The following is a 17495-nucleotide window of genomic DNA, read 5'->3' as shown; positions in this document are numbered from 1 at the left end:
TCACAGCCATCCGAGTTACAACTCATTCAATGTAAGTCTTCCCATTGCCAAACAACTTAACCAAACGAGCAAGCAAACACTCCGTTTTCCACCCCTTCCGCGCTAGCTCTTTTTTCCAATTTTTGAGACGCTTCACCGCATACACCTCTATCTCAACCTCTCCACATCTCGAAATCCGAACAAGTGCTTCTTTCGCATCATCCGTTCCGATATCAGCTAGAGCCCAAGTACACTTTCTGGCCAGTGCCAAAGAGTTATCATATTCAAGGTAGGGATATTTCGTTACAGCTACACTGCTGAGTACAGAAACTGCCGCTGCAGGCTTCAGAGCCTGAAGATGGCTCACAATATTTTCATGGCTTTTATGCCATTCTAATGGAAGAAGATCTATTAAAAGCTTTATATACTCAGGATCATTGAGCGGTGCTGGACTTAGAGCAGCTTCGACTCCGTCACAATCTCTGGCACTTAGTGCCAACGCTAACGCCATTCTTGTCATTTTTATCTGTGTATCTCACGCCAAAAAAAGGAAATAGAGGTTACTCTTCAAATAGATAATACTGGCAGCATCTTGCCACTTACTCAGGCGCTCAATTATTTCAGTGTACCTTCGAGAAGTGGGCTATTTCCATGCTTCAATTATCGTCCAAGTAATTTAAATGATCGAACAACCTTATCAAGTTCGCTGATACATGAATCCGGGCCTGCTTCAGCCCCCATTACCGTTAAAGACAACTCAGCCTGTTCCGTATAGACACTAAACATTCTCGCCCACAGCCTTTGCGTTTCGCTACCTAGCCGCAAATCAAAGTTCGCCTTATATGAACCATAGACATGACGTCCAATAGTACCTGAGCGCATATCTTCTACGATTCGATAGTTATCGTAATATTCTCCTAACTGATATTTCCCACGATCAATATCATCAAGAAAGTCATCAGCACTATCTGAAGTAACTGGATCCGCATAAACCTGCACATTAGGCGAAAATCGATCAACGCCATTATCTCCAGAATACTTTCCAACGGTTAAAACCGGAGTGCCAGTTAACTCTAAAAGATCCTGCTGCAATTCAGGATCTGTCGGTAGATATTCAATGCCCTCTGAGCTCTTTATGAAATCTCTAACAGATAAGTAATGCCAACCTCGTGGTTTTTCTAAGCAAAAACCTAACCGTTGATTCAAATAAAGATTGTCTTCTAGAGTGATTGCACTGACGGGAGACAAAGCAATCGATGCACCCGATGCTCCAAAAGCCTTTAGCAACCCTCTCCTGCTTATGCCCACAACATCTCCATCAATTCAACCAACAGGAGGTGAATATTGCTACAAATCTGACTTTCAAACCAGCTTCAACCAATCGACATGGTTATCCGATAACCCTATACCCCTCCGGATTACGACTCTGCCAGCGCCAGCTGTCTTTCACCATATCAGCTAACCCCAGCTCCGCTTTCCAACCAAGCTCGGTCTGAGCCCGACTGACATCAGCATAACAAGCCGCCACATCGCCCGGTCGGCGATCACTGATCTGATACGGCACATCGACATGGTTACAGTCTTTAAAGGCGTTCACCATTTCCAGCACACTGATGCCATGACCTGTGCCGAGGTTAAACGCCTGCACACCATCCAATCCCTGCTCAGATAATAACCGCTGCACCGCTTTTACATGGCCTTTGGCCAGATCGACCACATGGATATAGTCACGCACACCGGTGCCATCACAAGTATTGTAATCACCACCAAACACCGACAAACAATCACGTTTACCAATTGCCGTCTGACTGATAAATGGCATCAGGTTATTGGGAATACCGTTCGGGTCTTCGCCAATCTGACCACTTTTATGAGCACCCACCGGATTAAAATAACGCAACAGCGCGACCGACCAGGGGTTATCAGAATGCGTTAGCTCGTCTGCGCGAGGTAAGTCGCGCAGCATTTCTTCAATAATCAGCTTAGAACGACCATAAGGATTGGTTGCTGATAACGGCATATCCTCTGTCAGAGGTAGTTTTTGAGGATCACCGTAAACAGTCGCCGAAGAACTGAACACCAGATTTTTAACATTGTGGTCCTGCATCGCCTGAACCAGCTTCAGTGTGCATTCAATATTATTTTCATAATAGAAAATCGGACATTCACAAGATTCACCCACCGCTTTCAGGCCAGCAAAATGAATAACGGCATCGATATCATGCGTATCGAACAGTACATTCAGTATATCTCCGTTACGAACATCGCCTTCCACAAAACTAACCTTATGGCCGGTTAGTCGCTCGACCCGGTGCAGAGATTCGCGACTGGAATTACTCAGATTATCCAGCACCAACACGTCATAACCCGATTCAATCAGTTCAACACACGTATGCGAGCCTATATACCCTGCTCCACCAGTGACTAAAATCATATCCAACTCCTGAAAAATTACTTCCCACAAGTTCGTCCTGAATTTACTGCTCCGGTTTAAATCATCGACTTTTAATTCGCCGCTTCTTTAATAAACGGTTTAAAAGTAAAAGTTTTAAGTCTGCGCTTTATTGTCGTCGGGTTTTGACTGCGCAGCACCCTCAAGTATTCGATTACCTGCCTGTGTGACAGCAACACTCACGGCAAGCAAAATATAAAGAGGCCAGGTAAAGCCCTGGGTTAAAAACGTTCCCGACACCATAAAGCCAGCCAAACCCGCCAGCGCCGATTGCGCCGTGCCGAAAATCACCGGGGAACATTTCCCCTGCTCATACAATGGCACCAGGTTGTCGACCAGTCGGCGCATTCCTAACACCAACTTGACGGCCAATATTAAAAATACGGTTAAGCCGACATAACCGGTCTCGGCCAACACGCCAAACCATGTACTGTGTACAGCATGGTTCATGCCATCCCAGTGAGGTGAGTAGAAGAAATAGTTTGATGTGAAGTTGTTTAATCCGACACCCGTCAGGGGATGTGTATTAGCCATATTAAATGCCGCCTGCCAGGCGTATAACCGCCCTTTTGCTGATTCATCAATACCGTCTTCAGAAGCACCGCCAGAGCTTCGATCGGATATTCCCGCCATCGCTAAAAGTGCGACCAAGGCAACGGCACCAATGCCCATCAACAATAGTTTTGATTTAATTTTGTACAAGCCAAAAACGCCCGACACCGCCAGAATGGCTAACAATCCACCGCGGCTTTGGGTTGCAATAATGGCGCTGGCAATAACGAAATAACCAATAACACCCAGCAGGCGCACCGGTCGCGCCCGTCCTTTTGTGAGAGCCAGGCCAGCCGCAAAACTGATTGGAAATGACAGCACCAACGCCAAGTCATTTGGGTCGCCCAACACTGAGCGCATATCCCTGGCAATGGTTACCCGTGTACCTTCAACCAGTCCAATACCATTGGCTTTATTATTTAACGCCACCATACCAATCGCGATACCCGCGATCACAATCATATTGGCCAATAACGCAAACTGCTTTTCTTCCCGAACCATCCAGGCAATCGCAAACACCATTATGGCAATTTTGGAATAACTGCCGGTAAACATACCAATGGCGATACCGCGATTACTGGCGAACATCAGCCCCAGAGTCACCAGTCCAAAGAACACCAGAAACCACTTCAACTCCGTTGTGATAAAGGGTTTGATTTCACGTGTAATCACCAGGTGCCAACCCAGGGCTGCCAGCGATGCCAACGCCAGTAACAAGGGAATTTTAAAGGGCATTAAAAACGGAAAGGCTTCGTGAATACGGAAGAAAGAAAAGATAATAAAGCCAAGACACACCATAAATGGCATATACAACACGCCGATAATAGCGATAGGTGCCAAACCGGCAACCAGGATAATGATTGGGTGCGGAATAAAGTTCCAAACCACACCCAGTACAACACATAAAAAGGATACAGCGATAATACGGGCTAGCTGCGGCTCTCCGCCGCTTTGGGCTAATGGGTAGTGTTGATTTTCCATCACATCAACTCCAGCTTCAGCCAACCAATCTTTAGCCGCTGTTACTGACCTCGTCCAAGAATCATGACTTTAATCGTGCCGAATACAATTGAGATGTCGGCTTTCAGCCAGTTCCAGACGCTGTTCAGCGACAAGGTATAAGACAGGTCGTAACCGAGTTTATTTTTTACATCTTCCAGGCTTTCGTCATACCCCTGATAAATTTGGGACAGGCCGGTAATACCAGGTTTCAGGCCATAAGTACGATCAGTAAAATACGGGATCTGTTTTTCCAGACGATTACAAAAACTCGGACGCTCAGGTCGCGGACCAATTAATGACATCTCGCCGCGCAATACGTTAAGAAACTGCGGCAGTTCGTCCAAACGGGTTTTTCTCAGGAATTTACCAACCCGGGTTACGCGACAATCGTTTTTACTCGCCAGTACCGGGCCACTTCTTTTTTCGGCATCGGCCGCCATGGTACGGAATTTAATCATCATAAAAACGTCGGTGCGCGACGGCAGTGCCTGACCGATACGAAGCTGTTTGAAGAACACAGGACCGCGACTTTCCAACTTAATTGCCAGCGCAATCAGAGGGAACAGCGGTAAAAACAGCAACAGGCCTGCGCCAGCAGCGGCTACATCGAACCAGCGTTTGAACATGGCTACCTTTGCCGGTACAAACTGATGAGGCAAGCGCTGGGTTCTCATATGCCGCAGTTCTTGTTCTGCACTGTAATCCGGCGATGATTGATCAAGTTTCTTATTTTTCTTCAGCTGTATCGTTGCAATCGTCATATTCTGGACCTCACTATGCTAACGAATTTTCTGCCAACCACGCTTTTCTTCAGTTTTAAGTCCGAATAAGCGTCTGACTGAGTGATAACTACTCTTCAGCAAATAGCTGGCCGAACCGATCAATCCCATAAAGTGACCCACGCACAAGTAACTGACTAACCTGACAAGCCTGTTATTCACCAGCTTTGAACGTACGATCCAATGTTCGGTATCCAGGTAATGCAGGCAGGCCAGCATATACACCGCCAGCTGCCCCATATAAATCAACCCCCAGAACCAGTGGTACGGCGTTAACCAGGCGGAAATCACCAACAAAGCCAGCATGCAATAAGGCATCAGCACACGCAGCAGCTTGCCCGATGCGAACATCCAGCTGACCCAACCCTGATCTGGCAGAAACAGCCTTTTGAGTCGCAATACCTGTTGCAGATTGCCTTGCGAAATGCGAATGCGGCGTTTCGCATCCAACTCTTCATCCGATCCTTCGGTTTCCAGAATACGCAGATCAGGGTCAAACAGGCTTTGGTAACCCTTGGCGATAACACGCATCGGCAGAATAAAATCATCATTGATGGTATCGACTTCCAGCGGATCACACAGCTGGGTACGCACGGCATAAAAGGCACCCGGCGCTCCCATTACTGCACCGAGATCACTCTCCATCTCACGAATGCGATTCTGGTATTGCCAATAAGCACCCTCACCTTCGGTGCCTTGCTGCAGTAGCGAATAATCACCGGTCACAACACCAATATGAGGATTACAAATAAAATGTTGCGCCATTCGCCAGATTGCATCGGCAGCCAGGATGGCTGATGCATCTGAGAACGCCAGAATATCGGCTTCACACTGGGCAATGGCTTCATTCACCATGGCAACTTTGCCACGGTTCTCATCGAAATCAGCAATACGGATATTCAAATCTTTGTTCGAAAAACGGGCTACGGCTTTGCGCGCGATAGCCACCGTATCGTCGCTACAACCGTCACACAGGATAGTGATGGTTAATTTATTGGCCGGATAATCGATCCAGCTCAGACTGTCGATTTTCTGTTCAATTACCGCAGCCTCGTTGTAAGCGGGAATATACAAATGTACGGTTGGCACTCTGGAATCACCAACACAGTCGCGAAAATCCCGTGGTCGTAAAAACGACAGGTCTGCGCGATAACGACGTTTAAACGAAGAAATTAACTTGAGCAAAACCGGATAGCCAAAATGATGGTAAACAATAAAGACCATCAACATGACTGCGGCGATTTCTACAACCATTACAGCACTTTCATAATTCATAACCATCTCCCCTAGAAGTCCCTTCTTACGTATAATTTCCGGACACTTTTTCAGTTAACACTGCGAGCCTTAACAAGCTGCGATAAATCATTTAAGGAGTTTTATTCACTCTCCAGAAGTTGCTGATAGGCCAGGATCATCTGTCGAATATCGCGATGTTCTTCGACAAATTTTCTTGGACTAGCTGTTTCATTGTCTGGGACTAACTGGCGCAACTGACGGCGAATCGCCCAACTCAGAGCCTGACTATCGTTTGCTGGAACCAGCAACCCACTCTCTTCGCAACAGGCTTCTTTACAAGCACCCACATCCGTTAACACCACCGGTTTATTGCACGCCTGAGCTTCCAATGGCGATAGCGGCAACCCTTCTTTATTGGATGCCAGAACAAACAGATCAATGGCCTGATAAAACGGCAACATATCACTGAGATTGCCCAGCAAAAACACCCTCCGCTCAAGGTTATGAGTTTGAATTTGCTGAGTTAATTCGTCTTTTAATGGCCCTTCACCAGCAATCAAGAGTACGACCGATTCGGGCAATTCCTTCATACTATCGATTAATACGCGATACCCCTTTTCGGCAACCAGACGACCAGCCGCCCCTATGATCTGCAGGCTGCCACCACTTTGTTTTGCGGACTCACGGGTTCGGCCAAGAAGTTTATTGAGTCCAAGAGCGTCGAGTGCCTCAGCCTGATCGCCAGGCGAAAAATGTTGGCTATCGATACCGTTTTCGATCACGGTTACCGGATAACGCAGCCCGGCGTTCTGAACATTTTCTGCAACCAAATTAGCGTCAGCGACAAGGTGTGGCCGGGCCCACTGCAAGGCTAAAAACTCCAGCAGCCGACGCTTTAAACCGGTTAAATGCCAGGCATCGTGCTCTGTATGAATCCTGTGCTTTACCCGAGCGAGACGAGCGGCAGTGCCTGCATAAATTAATGGACCGATATGATGGGTATGAATCACTTCAGCCTTTAGAGCGCTGAATATTTCTTTCAGCTGTTTTACAACCGATGGTCGCCATCCCGAGTATTTATTGAGGAAATACAGCCGTGAAGAATATTCTTTCAGTCGTGGCCAATGCGCTAAGGACTCGGCAGCATTGCCTTCGAGGCTGACGATATGAATTTCATCATGACTGTGCTTCAGCATTTCCAACGCCAGACATTCGATACCGCCCGGCCGTAAATGCTGCACCACGTGCACCACCACTTTGGGCTCTGGAGTAGCTACGGGGTTCTGTACCGGTAGATTGGAGTTATTCATAATGGCGCCCTTAGTGGCACTGCTTGTCGCGCGTTCTTTTACACTGTTTAAATCGCTATTAATCATGGCATCACCCCTGATTAGTCATCGAATACGGTATCGCTGATGGCCAGCGGTTTTAATTTCGGGATACGACTCAGCACCGGAGCATTGGTCATTTGCTGCAGCTGATCACTGCGGCGCAATGTGGTGTCCAATAATTCCAGTAATAACGCCAGGCCAGCACCAAGTGCCAGGCCTCCAATAATCCCGGCGACCACAAAGATCAGCGCTGGAATATTCGATGGCGCACTGGGTGTATACGGCTGATCGATAATTTTGATGCGGTTCTTTTCTTCGAATTTTCCCAGCGAGCCGGTAACTTTGGCCATTTCGTATCGCTTCAGAAATTCGTTATACAGTTTTTGGCGGGTATCCAGGTCACGTTCCAGTTCAGTTAGTTCACGTTCTACTGTGGCAAAGGAACGAACCTGCATATCCATGTTACTGATCTGAGCCTCGATGCTGGAGATCTCCTGCTTTAAACGCTGCTCTTTAGTTTTGGATTTCTGAATATCCTGCAATTGCGACACTAATAAGGTTGATACACGGGATTGATCACCTATCGATGCATTGCCGTTGACTTCACCGTTATTGGTTGAGCTCATCGCCAGGTTCCATAAACGCTCAACCTGCTCAGGTGTCAGCTTTGATGTTTTTTCAATCAGGTAATTTCGTTTTTCCCGCAGATGCACCAGCTGCCTTTGGGCATGAACTACCTTTGAATGCTGGTCGGTATAACGCGAACGCAGCAGCTCAAGTTCGCCAGTAAGGCCAACGATTCTTTTTTCCAGAGCGCCAACAACCGGATTGGTTGAGGTTAATTGTTTATCCATGCTGGATAACTCAGCCGTCGCCCCCGAAAGCTCGACATTCTTCTCCGCCAGCAGCTGTCGAAGCTCCCGCAAGCGCTTAACATTACCACCATGAAAGGCTGGCAAGCGGGCGGCATTTTTATGTTTAAAATCAGATAGCGACTGTTCAGCACGCAGTAATTCTTCTTTCTGCTGTTCAATTTGCGCCTTAATAAACTCTTCGGACTTCGCAATAGAAGAACGTTCCGGCGCCAGTAACTGGTCAACAAAATATTTGCTCACGACTTCCAGTGTTCTCTTCATATCATCGGGGGATCCGGCACGATAAGAAATCTGCACCAGATCTTTACCACGTTGATTAAGGCCAATACCCGAAGATAAGCGACGAATAATGCGGTCTTTTTCTGCTTCGCTGACTCCCTCTTCAAATAACTCGAGTTCATCTGCAACAGAAGACAAAACATGACGACTGTGCAGCAAGGTATCGAGAGCCGCCATGCGTTCTTTGAGGTTGGTTGATACCGACAAGTCCTCAAGGAATGGATTTAACTTCGATGTTTCCTGTACCAGGATGGTGGTATGGGTGTCGTAAATTTTTCCCTGTGTTGTTGCAATGGCACCGCCTAATATAGGGAGTACCAACACAGGAATTAAAATGACATAACGCTGACGCCATGCGGCCATTAAAATCAGATAGAAATTACCCCAGGCCGAGTTATTGCTCATTTCGGCCTCCCTGACGAATCAATGCCATAATTTGTTCGCGGGTCATGGCGCCGTTACGCGTAACCTCAGCGTTTTCCGTCTCGCTTTTCAGCGCTTTTTGTTTTTCCTTAAGAATGGCGTTTGATGCGGGTGCCTGAACGTTCACCATTTTTAGCGAGACGCGATGTGGCTGCATATCCGGATGGTATTCCTGGCGCACGGTGAGTGCACGTGGAATAAGGTTGCGAATGGATTTTCCGCGATTATGACTGCTGAGCCAGTCTGGCCCCTGACGCAGCAGTAAAACGTAGCCTTTGTAATCGGACGCTTTTTCACGACTTTCTATCGCCAACCAATTAAATAGCTCAGTTACCTGAGCGTCGCTCAGTGTTGTTTCCCCGGCAGGAAAAGACCAGTTAACCTCGCTCTGATGTGTTTGTTGTGAAAAACCTGAACGTTGCGAAGAATCGCTGGAAGAATCAGCTTGCTGGCCCGGCCCAGCCTGAGTGGGCGCTACTTGCTGCAGCACCAGAGCTTGTTCGAATATCGACTGATTATGGTTTTCAGGCTTCAGAGCACACCCCTGCAGCCCTAACACCAACATGCCCGCCAACAATCTCACCGGCAAATTCATTGACTGCCTGAAGTTGCTGGCGATTGATATGATTAAGGTCGCAGAGTCAGAACACCAGCCTTTCAGGCAGACCGCTATCCGGCCAGGAATCTGGCCTTGAATAGATTGCTGCTGTTGTTGACTTGTTTGAAGCCGGTTGGCCTGCTGCTGACTCATCATCCCCACCCAGATTATTTGCATTTTGCATCACATCTTGCGTATGCCTATCTGAGTGTTTCAACCTTCGTGCCATGATTGTGATTTCTTTGATCATGCTGTCTATATCATCATCGCTCAGGCGGCTGGCGCGCTGCCAATCATCCCCCAGGGATTGGCGGATTTTCCGAATCAGCTGTCGTGCGTCACTACTCTCCTGCTGTTGTAACCAGGTTAGCCAGGCCAGGTCGGTGTAGCCCGTCATCAAATCAAACAAGCGTAAATCAACATCCGGAACAGAGTGACAAACCTCAGGCTGTGGTGGGAAAAACTGGTAGTCGGCTTCACGGCCGTCGGTGGGATCGTACGGGTTGGCGGTCGGCATCCGGCCATGCCACTGAACATAGGCGTCGGCCCCCGAATGCCAAAGGAAGGCCCCGGCCGCAAGACGAAATCTCGGCATGTTATATAACCAGAGCTTATTAGACTGGCCATCACCATCGTTTTTGAATCTGGCGATTTCCTGTTTTCGAACGCCAAAGCCGTGGTTAATCAGCGCCAGATCGAGCGATTTCATCAACGATTTCTGATTGGGGTTGTTTAAATGGCCAGCCGTTTTTGCAAAGCGGTTTGCAGAATGCAACAAGCTGGCATTGTTGTTGATCTCATTAAATTGCTTTTGATGGGCTTCATCGGCAATTGACCAATAGAGATCATAATCCGGTTGAACGGCATTCAGCCGGGATTGCAACGCATCCTCTTTGAGCCACTGACGTAACCGCTTGAACGGTGTATAGGCGAGAATTTCCTGATCTGGATAGAACTTGCGATACAACGCCAGTTGTCGCTGCCAGGCCTGCTGTTGATTCGATACAGGCGTTACCATAGGCGGCGCCAGTGCCTTAAGGCCGGTTTTTTGTAAAAACGTCAGATCACAATACGATTGTGCCAGCTGGTAATGTTTTAAAGGTTCAAACCAGTTTAATGCCGGGTTCTGGTCGAGATACACGCCAACGGATTGCGCCGGTAGCGGCAGATGAATTGGCAGAACGTCCAGGGTGTGCTTGACCAGAGTTTCCTCGGCTTGATTTCCGGATACCAAAACTACCTCAAACGGATAAACATCCGCATCGCCTGCCGAGAGTTTATTCTCAGGGTAAATTAACAAGTGCAGGACATAGTTACCCGGCAGTAATGATTGTTTTTTCTGATCTGCTTGTCTGTCATCACCCTGTTTATTACCAGCATGTTTATTACCAGCCTGAACAAGTTCACTGGCGTAGCGATATTGTTTCTCCAACCGAAAATTACTGCCAGCCCTGACCCACTGTGGCACCGCGATGCGGGTTTCTATTTTAAACGGCAGTTTTTTTGGCGTATCAATTCGAATGAAAGATTCATCCTTATCAGCATTAGCCGGAATCGTTATCGGGAACTGCAAGCTGTAAGGTTGGTTTAATGCCAGCTGGCTGATTTCTGTTTTTGTTCTCCCTGCAATGCTTTCCCGAATTTTTTCAGTAGCATCCGCATGATGCCAATGCTGATTAAAGTAATTTTCTCTGCGACGATTTACTTCAGAAACCAAGCTCGGGCCTGCTACGTCAATGGGCTCAAAAACCAAGCCAGATACATACCGCTGCTGAGGGCTGTCGCCTTGCAGGTTGATTTCGAGTGATCCTTTTTTGAGCAACTCTTCGGAAATTTCCACCGGATATTGCTGCACCAAACCGCGGTGGCGAACAATATCATTCCACGGATCGTCGGTTGCAGCTTTGCGATAAAAACTCAGATAGGCATTGTGATACCAATCCCGTGGATCCTTAAAGTCATGCTGACCACTGTACAATTTCCCATTCATTTTTATGTCGAGATTCATCTGCCGTGGCAGGTTTTCCCACTCACCGATGTCTTCACGAAATAATGTCAGGCGCCAGAAACGACTGAGTTTTGATGTTTCATGATCAACAGGAATTCTAATCTGATCAACACCAGCAATTCCGTCCCGCAACCACGGATCGGGACCAGGGCGATCAACACCTCTCAGACTGCCTTTTAATGTTATTTGTTGAAATGAATGTCGCTTATCTGTGACCTGTTGTGTGCCTTTTAATACCGAACTGAACTCGGTACCAAAATCAATAACCAGTGCACCTGACGTTTTAACACCCTTACGCGCATCACTTCGTTCAGACAACACTACACTGCCGGGAACTGGCTTAACTTTTGAGATAAAAACTGTTTTTAGCTGTATATCTTTAAAGTTTTTGTCCAGCTCCCGACCATAAAATACGGTCATTTTTTTTAATGACGTGAGATCCGATAATTCACCATCGCTACGGCGAATGCCCTTCAAGCTAAAATCGAGGGAGAACGGCCCCGGAGCAATCTGGCGCTCGATATTAACGCGAGAGAAATAATCAGAACTGTTGGCGTCATCCAATCTCAGAACAATCAACACCTCCGCTGTGTTCGGATTGATGCCACTAATGGTCAGATTCATTGATGCGTCGATCTTTTTGTTGCTACGGAAGCGTTGCGACCAGGGCAAACTCTGCTCATGGTCCAATAACGGGTACTCAAATTCCTGCACTTCTGATGCTCCCGAAACAGCCGGGACATCAGTATGGGTATTCAGCAGTGCGTTTTTACCGGCTTTCGTAATCAGACTCTGAGATTCACCAGTCGTATCGACCATCTGCTCTGCTCTCGCTTGACTGCCTACGAGCACAAACATAAGCCAAATCAGCGTAAATGGATAACGGTATAACTCAATACGCAAAGGCCGCGGGGCTAAATAACTTCGCACTCGTCACCCCCTGATTCAGCTCCTTGCAGGCGTCGCATAATCTCACGCTCCACCAGCAGCGCACGTGCACGCCAGCTTTGATCGGTTACCTGTTCTTTGCGGCGACTACTGTGACTTTGCATCCGCTGAATATCGCTCCAGTCGGTTACCACATCGAACAAGTTAAGACCGGCTTTATCCATCACCAGCTGATCCACCAGCGGAATATCAGCCGCTGCTTTCTGAATCAGCTCGGAGAAACCGGCGTGATCCGATGGCAGGCTCACCTTGATCCAATTGCGATACGGCAGTAACGCCGGAAAGTCCGTGGCTACAATCGGTTTACCTACCGCCATATATTCGCGCAGTTTTAGTGGATTACAGGCCTGGATCTGAGCATTGTCTTTAAATGGCAACAGCGACACCTGCCAATGGTGGACATAATCCGGCAGTTGTTGATGTGTTTTTTCGCCGAGGAAGTGAATATTAGGCAGCGCCTGCAGCACACTGACGTCACACCGAACCTGCCCGATCAGAACAAAATTCCAGTGCGGCAGGTTCTTAGCCGTACGCGCCAACATTTCCTGATCAAGCCAACTGCTGATACTGCCGTAGAAACCGGCTACCGGACCATCCGGCAGATCATCAGGTCGCTTCCCCGGCGCTTCAAAAAAGTAGTCAGCCACACCGTGGGGGATAAATAAGGTCTTTTCTCGTGGGAATTTATTCAGCAGCGTTTCACTTGCTGCCAGAATGAGGTCCGCTTTTTCCACCAGCTCATCCTCGAGCTTTTCGATCACGTCGTGATCGACCCCTTCAAGAGCGGTGAAGTCATCGCCGCAGTAATAAATTGTGAAACATTCATTCACCTGGCCAAGCAGAGGAACAGCGCTCGGCAGAGACAGCCATAAGATGGGTTTTTGCTGCGCCAGTGAGGCCTGGGCACTGTAGAGTCGTTGCTTGATCAGCTTTTCGTTAAGCCAGCGAACCCCTTTATTGCCGTGAAAGGGTATCGCTACCGGATCAACCACAGTTGGCTGCCAGTCGGTTGGTGCCTTCTTATTTAGCGGGTTTTGATGATTAGCTTCTTCTGGTGTTAGCTGCGGACTGGGATTAATCATACGCCAGCCCTTATTCACAACCCGGGACAAATCATCAACCGATAACTTTGGCGAACGCATACCAATGGAATTTACCCAGGTGATTTCGTGAAATTTGGACAACTCGCGGGCCAGATGCTGAGTGCTGCTTGGGTGCCCTCCCCAATCTTCGCCAAAAATAACCATCGGAGTATCTGTTAACATCGTTGTGTTCTCATGGTGTTCTGAATGGGTCATAACTTGCTCCGGTTCCTCTGATCAGTTCAGCGCTTTAATCACTTTGGCGGGTACACCTCCGGCCAGGACACCGGGCGGCAAATCGGTCGTAACAACACTACCTGCTGCGACAACCGTGCCTCGTCCTATGGTGACGCCGGCCATTACGGTCACACCGGTTGCCAGCCAGACATCCGGCTCCAGTACGATGTCGCCAACCTGGTCATCGGTTTCTGGCAGACCTTGTGCCCGGGCAACCGGATCCAATGGATGGCCAGGAAATCCGGCAAGAAATACCTTGCCCGCCAATCGCACGTTATCGCCAAGTTCTACCCGGGTACCCACCGCAATGGTGTTCTGCCAACCAACGTCCACGTTGCTGCCAATTTTCAGTTGCGGCGTTTTGGTCGCACAGCTTCGACCGCATAAGGTTGAAATACCCGACATACGGGTGTTGTTACCGATCTCGATATTGAGATTGCCCAACACTTGTGGCATGCCGCTGTATAAGTAAAAACGGCTGCCACATTGATTCAGGCGGCTTTTAAACAGAGGAGTCCAGTAAAGGATGCGGGTCAGGTTTGCCCAGCCATTCACCAGTTGATTGTGCAACCAGTAAAGTGGTTTATGGATCAGCGAGATACTCGGTACCTGGAAGAATCGAAGGCTGTTAATCAGGTCGAAACAGATCTTTGCCAGGGGCGAATCCGAGGTTTTTAACCAGTGTTTTACAGCTTGCATCTGTCTGTCCTCCTTAAACTCTGTTTTGTTACTCAACCGTCACTGACTTGGCCAGATTACGCGGCTGATCGACATCGGTTTCCCGTAATACGGCGGTATGGTAAGCCAGTAACTGAACCGGAATTGAGTAGAGGATCGGATGTAATGCGGCAGATGCAGTTGGCATCTCGATGGCAGCATCGGCTTTATCACCACAGGCTGCGATACCGCGTTGATCACTGATCAGTATGACTTTTGCACCTCTGGCCCTGACTTCCTGCAGATTGGAGATGGTTTTCTCAAATAGCCCATCAAATGGCGCCAATACCACCACCGGCATTTCTTTATCGATTAGGGCAATTGGGCCGTGCTTCAGTTCGCCAGCGGCGTAGCCCTCTGCGTGTATGTAGGAAATCTCTTTTAACTTAAGAGCGCCCTCCAGTGCGATTGGATAACACTGGCCTCGGCCGAGAAAGATTGCGCTGGTTGCTTTATCGAGAATTCGGGCAACCTGTTGAATTGCCGACTCGTGTTGCAGCGCAGTCGCGATACAGTGAGGCACTTCCCCCAGAATCGACATAAGGTTGTTCAGCTCGGTCTCCTCCTGAGCAAAACGCTGCCTGGCGGCATCAACGGCCAATCGAATCAGCACGGTTAATTGCGAGGTAAACGCCTTGGTCGAAGCCACACCAATTTCCGGCCCACACAATGTGTGATAGACAAAATCGGATTCCCGGGCGATCGAGCTGTCCGGCACATTCACAATCGACAGACAAAACTGACTCTGCTCTTTGGCGTAACGCAGTGCAGCCAGGGTATCGGCGGTTTCACCACTTTGGGACACGAACAGGCAACCGCCCTTTTCGATTAACGGAGGCTCTCGATAACGGAATTCGGACGCCAGATCTACTTCAACCGGTAATCGGGCGAGCTTCTCAAACCAGTATTTAGCTACCATGGCAGCGTAGTAACTGGTGCCACAGGCGATGATATGAAGCCGGTCAATCTCTGCAAAATCCATTTCTGGTGCTGCTGACAAACTCAGCTGATTCAAACCATCCAGCGTGCGCTGCACAGCAATAGTCTGCTCATGGATTTCTTTATGCATAAAGTGCTCGTGACCTTCCTTCGACACCCCCTCAGCAGAATGCTCAATGCGTTTGCGCGGACGATTCACGACGTCCATGTGCTTGTCGAAGATATAAATATCACCGGCTTCAACCAGAGCCAGATCACCCTCTTCAAGGTAAATCACTTCATCTGCCATCAAGCTCGCAGCCACCGCGTCCGACGCAATAAACGCCGACTGCTTGTTAAAACCAACCACCAATGGACTACCTCGACGGGCGGCGATGATCTGGCCATCCTTACCGTTAAACAACGCGCCAATGGCGTATGTTCCCCGAACACGACTTAGTGCTCGTTTGGTGGCGATTAACGGCTTATACCCTTTGGCGAGAAAGTCACTGATCAGCATAGGCAGCACTTCGCTGTCGGTATCGCTGGTAAAAACATGGCCATTGGCTTCCAGCTCGGTGCGTAATTCCTGGTAGTTTTCAATAATGCCGTTGTGCACCAGCGCAACATCGTCAGTCATATGGGGATGGGCATTAATAACCGTCGGTTCGCCATGGGTAGCCCAGCGAGTGTGAGCAATACCGGTACGGCCAGAGAGAGGATGATTTTGCAGCGCGCTTTCAAGATTATTCAGCTTACCGTTAGCGCGGCAAACATCGATTACCTTGTCATCAATAGTGGCGATGCCTGCAGAATCGTAACCCCGATATTCCAGTGCTCTTAGTCCACTGATCAGTGTTTGCGCTGCCTGTTGGTCATTTACGACTCCAAAAATTCCACACATAACATCACCCTCGGTTTCGATACTTTTTCGATTGTCTGAAATCTTTAGCGATAACCGGGCCAGCTTTAACAAAGCCTTCTATGACATTGTTTTTATTGACTTTTGCTTCTTAAATCTGGTGTTGAAGCGAATTTTGTATAACCGGGGATATTTATCCATTTGCGTTTTGCGAAGCGATTTGAACAGTGGAACTGTGTTTTGCAGCGTCACCGCCAACGGATTTATGTCATGCTGATTTTTTCAGTGTCTGACTCTATTTATCGCCAAAGCACAGGGTTATCGATGAAACGACTTATCTTCGCGCTATCACTGCTGATGGCGTCTTGTATGCTTCCAGCAGCCCAGGCTGAACCCAAACCAATTGCCTGGCACTGGAAAGATAGTTTCAGCCCACAACAGCAGCGCAACTACCAAGGCTGGTTGACCGATGTATATGACGCCCTGGGCAGAGTGACAGGCCCATTGCCATTTACCGTGCATATTGAATTATTCAGTGCCAGAAATTTCAGTTCTGAAGACATGGGCGAACCTGTGCCCTGGGCACGAACCTGGCGTAACCCAGAACGCCAGGCGGTTCAGTTGTACCTGGATACCCGCTATTCCCTATCAGAATTCAAACGCGACTGGACAGCTCCGCACGAACTGTCTCATTTGCTATTGCCGTACCTCGGCGAAAAAGATTCCTGGCTGGCAGAAGGCTTCGCCAGTTATATGCAATTTATCGTTATGGAAGAAATGGGCGTTATTGATGGTTATATCCGCCAGCAACGACTGGTTAGCCGCATTCAGAAAGCAGAAGCAGCCTACAACAAACAATTATTGGGGAGTATTTCTGCGAGTCATGCCAGTTTATCGCTTGCTGAAAGACTGAGGTTAAGCGGCCAGCTTGGGGATAGCCCAACCATGTACTGGGGCGGCGCGGTATTTTTTCTGCAACTTGATGCCAAGCTAAACCAACGCGGAGGATTAACGGCTGTATTAAAGCGCTATCTGAAGTGTTGCCGACTGCCGCAACAAGATACGGGCGCCCTGCTGAAAACGTTAGATAAGTTGTCGTTCAGTGATTTGTTTACAACAACTTATCAAGCATTCCACACCCAAAGTCAGTTTCCTGATTATCGTCGCTATATTGAAAGCGCAACGACCTGGTCAAGATAACGAGCCGTAATAGTGAG

At 48.4% G+C, this 17495-nt stretch carries 14 protein-coding genes; 1 reads left to right on the top strand and 13 read right to left on the bottom strand.

The window, feature by feature from the left end; all coding sequences use genetic code 11:
• Positions 1 to 22: 22 nt before the first annotated feature.
• From ACOQOZ_RS03465 to glmS, 13 genes are all read right to left on the bottom strand, one after another.
• Entirely contained in the window at positions 23 to 490 is a 468-nt protein-coding gene (locus ACOQOZ_RS03465) for a hypothetical protein (protein WP_420590892.1), read from the bottom strand.
• 149 nt (positions 491 to 639) lie between these two features.
• Positions 640 to 1266, bottom strand: a complete 627-nt coding sequence (locus ACOQOZ_RS03460; RefSeq protein ID WP_420590891.1) for a hypothetical protein — start codon at positions 1264 to 1266, stop codon at positions 640 to 642.
• Positions 1267 to 1369: 103 nt separating this feature from the next.
• The gene (gene galE, locus ACOQOZ_RS03455) at positions 1370 to 2413 is read right to left on the bottom strand and encodes a UDP-glucose 4-epimerase GalE (RefSeq protein ID WP_420590890.1); all 1044 of its coding nucleotides are present in this window, start codon (positions 2411 to 2413) and stop codon (positions 1370 to 1372) included.
• A gap of 114 nt (positions 2414 to 2527) precedes the next feature.
• Positions 2528 to 3964, bottom strand: coding sequence for an O-antigen ligase family protein (locus tag ACOQOZ_RS03450; protein ID WP_420592391.1), 1437 nt, complete (start codon positions 3962 to 3964; stop codon positions 2528 to 2530).
• Positions 3965 to 4005: 41 nt separating this feature from the next.
• Complete coding sequence (locus ACOQOZ_RS03445; RefSeq protein ID WP_420590889.1) at positions 4006 to 4746, bottom strand: sugar transferase; 741 nt, start codon at positions 4744 to 4746, stop codon at positions 4006 to 4008.
• Between the two features lie 18 nt (positions 4747 to 4764).
• Positions 4765 to 6039, bottom strand: coding sequence for a glycosyltransferase (locus tag ACOQOZ_RS03440; RefSeq protein ID WP_420590888.1), 1275 nt, complete (start codon positions 6037 to 6039; stop codon positions 4765 to 4767).
• A gap of 101 nt (positions 6040 to 6140) precedes the next feature.
• Positions 6141 to 7376, bottom strand: a complete 1236-nt coding sequence (locus tag ACOQOZ_RS03435; protein WP_420590887.1) for a glycosyltransferase — start codon at positions 7374 to 7376, stop codon at positions 6141 to 6143.
• Between the two features lie 14 nt (positions 7377 to 7390).
• Entirely contained in the window at positions 7391 to 8890 is a 1500-nt protein-coding gene (locus tag ACOQOZ_RS03430; RefSeq protein ID WP_420590886.1) for a GNVR domain-containing protein, read from the bottom strand.
• Positions 8880 to 9503, bottom strand: coding sequence for a hypothetical protein (locus ACOQOZ_RS03425; RefSeq protein WP_420590885.1), 624 nt, complete (start codon positions 9501 to 9503; stop codon positions 8880 to 8882). Before ACOQOZ_RS03425 ends, ACOQOZ_RS03430 begins: the two co-directional genes overlap by 11 nt.
• Before the next feature lie 46 nt (positions 9504 to 9549).
• The gene (locus tag ACOQOZ_RS03420; protein ID WP_420590884.1) at positions 9550 to 12333 is read right to left on the bottom strand and encodes a hypothetical protein; all 2784 of its coding nucleotides are present in this window, start codon (positions 12331 to 12333) and stop codon (positions 9550 to 9552) included.
• 95 nt (positions 12334 to 12428) lie between these two features.
• Complete coding sequence (locus ACOQOZ_RS03415) at positions 12429 to 13760, bottom strand: glycosyltransferase (protein WP_420590883.1); 1332 nt, start codon at positions 13758 to 13760, stop codon at positions 12429 to 12431.
• A gap of 21 nt (positions 13761 to 13781) precedes the next feature.
• A complete protein-coding gene (locus ACOQOZ_RS03410) occupies positions 13782 to 14480 on the bottom strand; it encodes an acyltransferase (RefSeq protein ID WP_420590882.1) in 699 nt (232 codons plus the stop codon).
• A gap of 28 nt (positions 14481 to 14508) precedes the next feature.
• A complete protein-coding gene (gene glmS / locus ACOQOZ_RS03405) occupies positions 14509 to 16320 on the bottom strand; it encodes a glutamine--fructose-6-phosphate transaminase (isomerizing) (RefSeq protein WP_420590881.1) in 1812 nt (603 codons plus the stop codon).
• A gap of 282 nt (positions 16321 to 16602) precedes the next feature.
• On the opposite strand from glmS, the gene ACOQOZ_RS03400 reads away from it, so the two are divergent.
• Positions 16603 to 17478: a hypothetical protein gene (locus ACOQOZ_RS03400; protein WP_420590880.1), complete on the top strand. Its 876-nt coding sequence runs from the start codon at positions 16603 to 16605 to the stop codon at positions 17476 to 17478.
• The last annotated feature ends 17 nt before the right edge of the window (positions 17479 to 17495 follow it).

The organism is Bacterioplanoides sp., assembly GCF_965219715.1.
Taxonomy (GTDB): Bacteria; Pseudomonadota; Gammaproteobacteria; order Pseudomonadales; family Oceanobacteraceae; genus Bacterioplanoides.
This window is presented reverse-complemented; position numbering and strand designations above follow the sequence as displayed.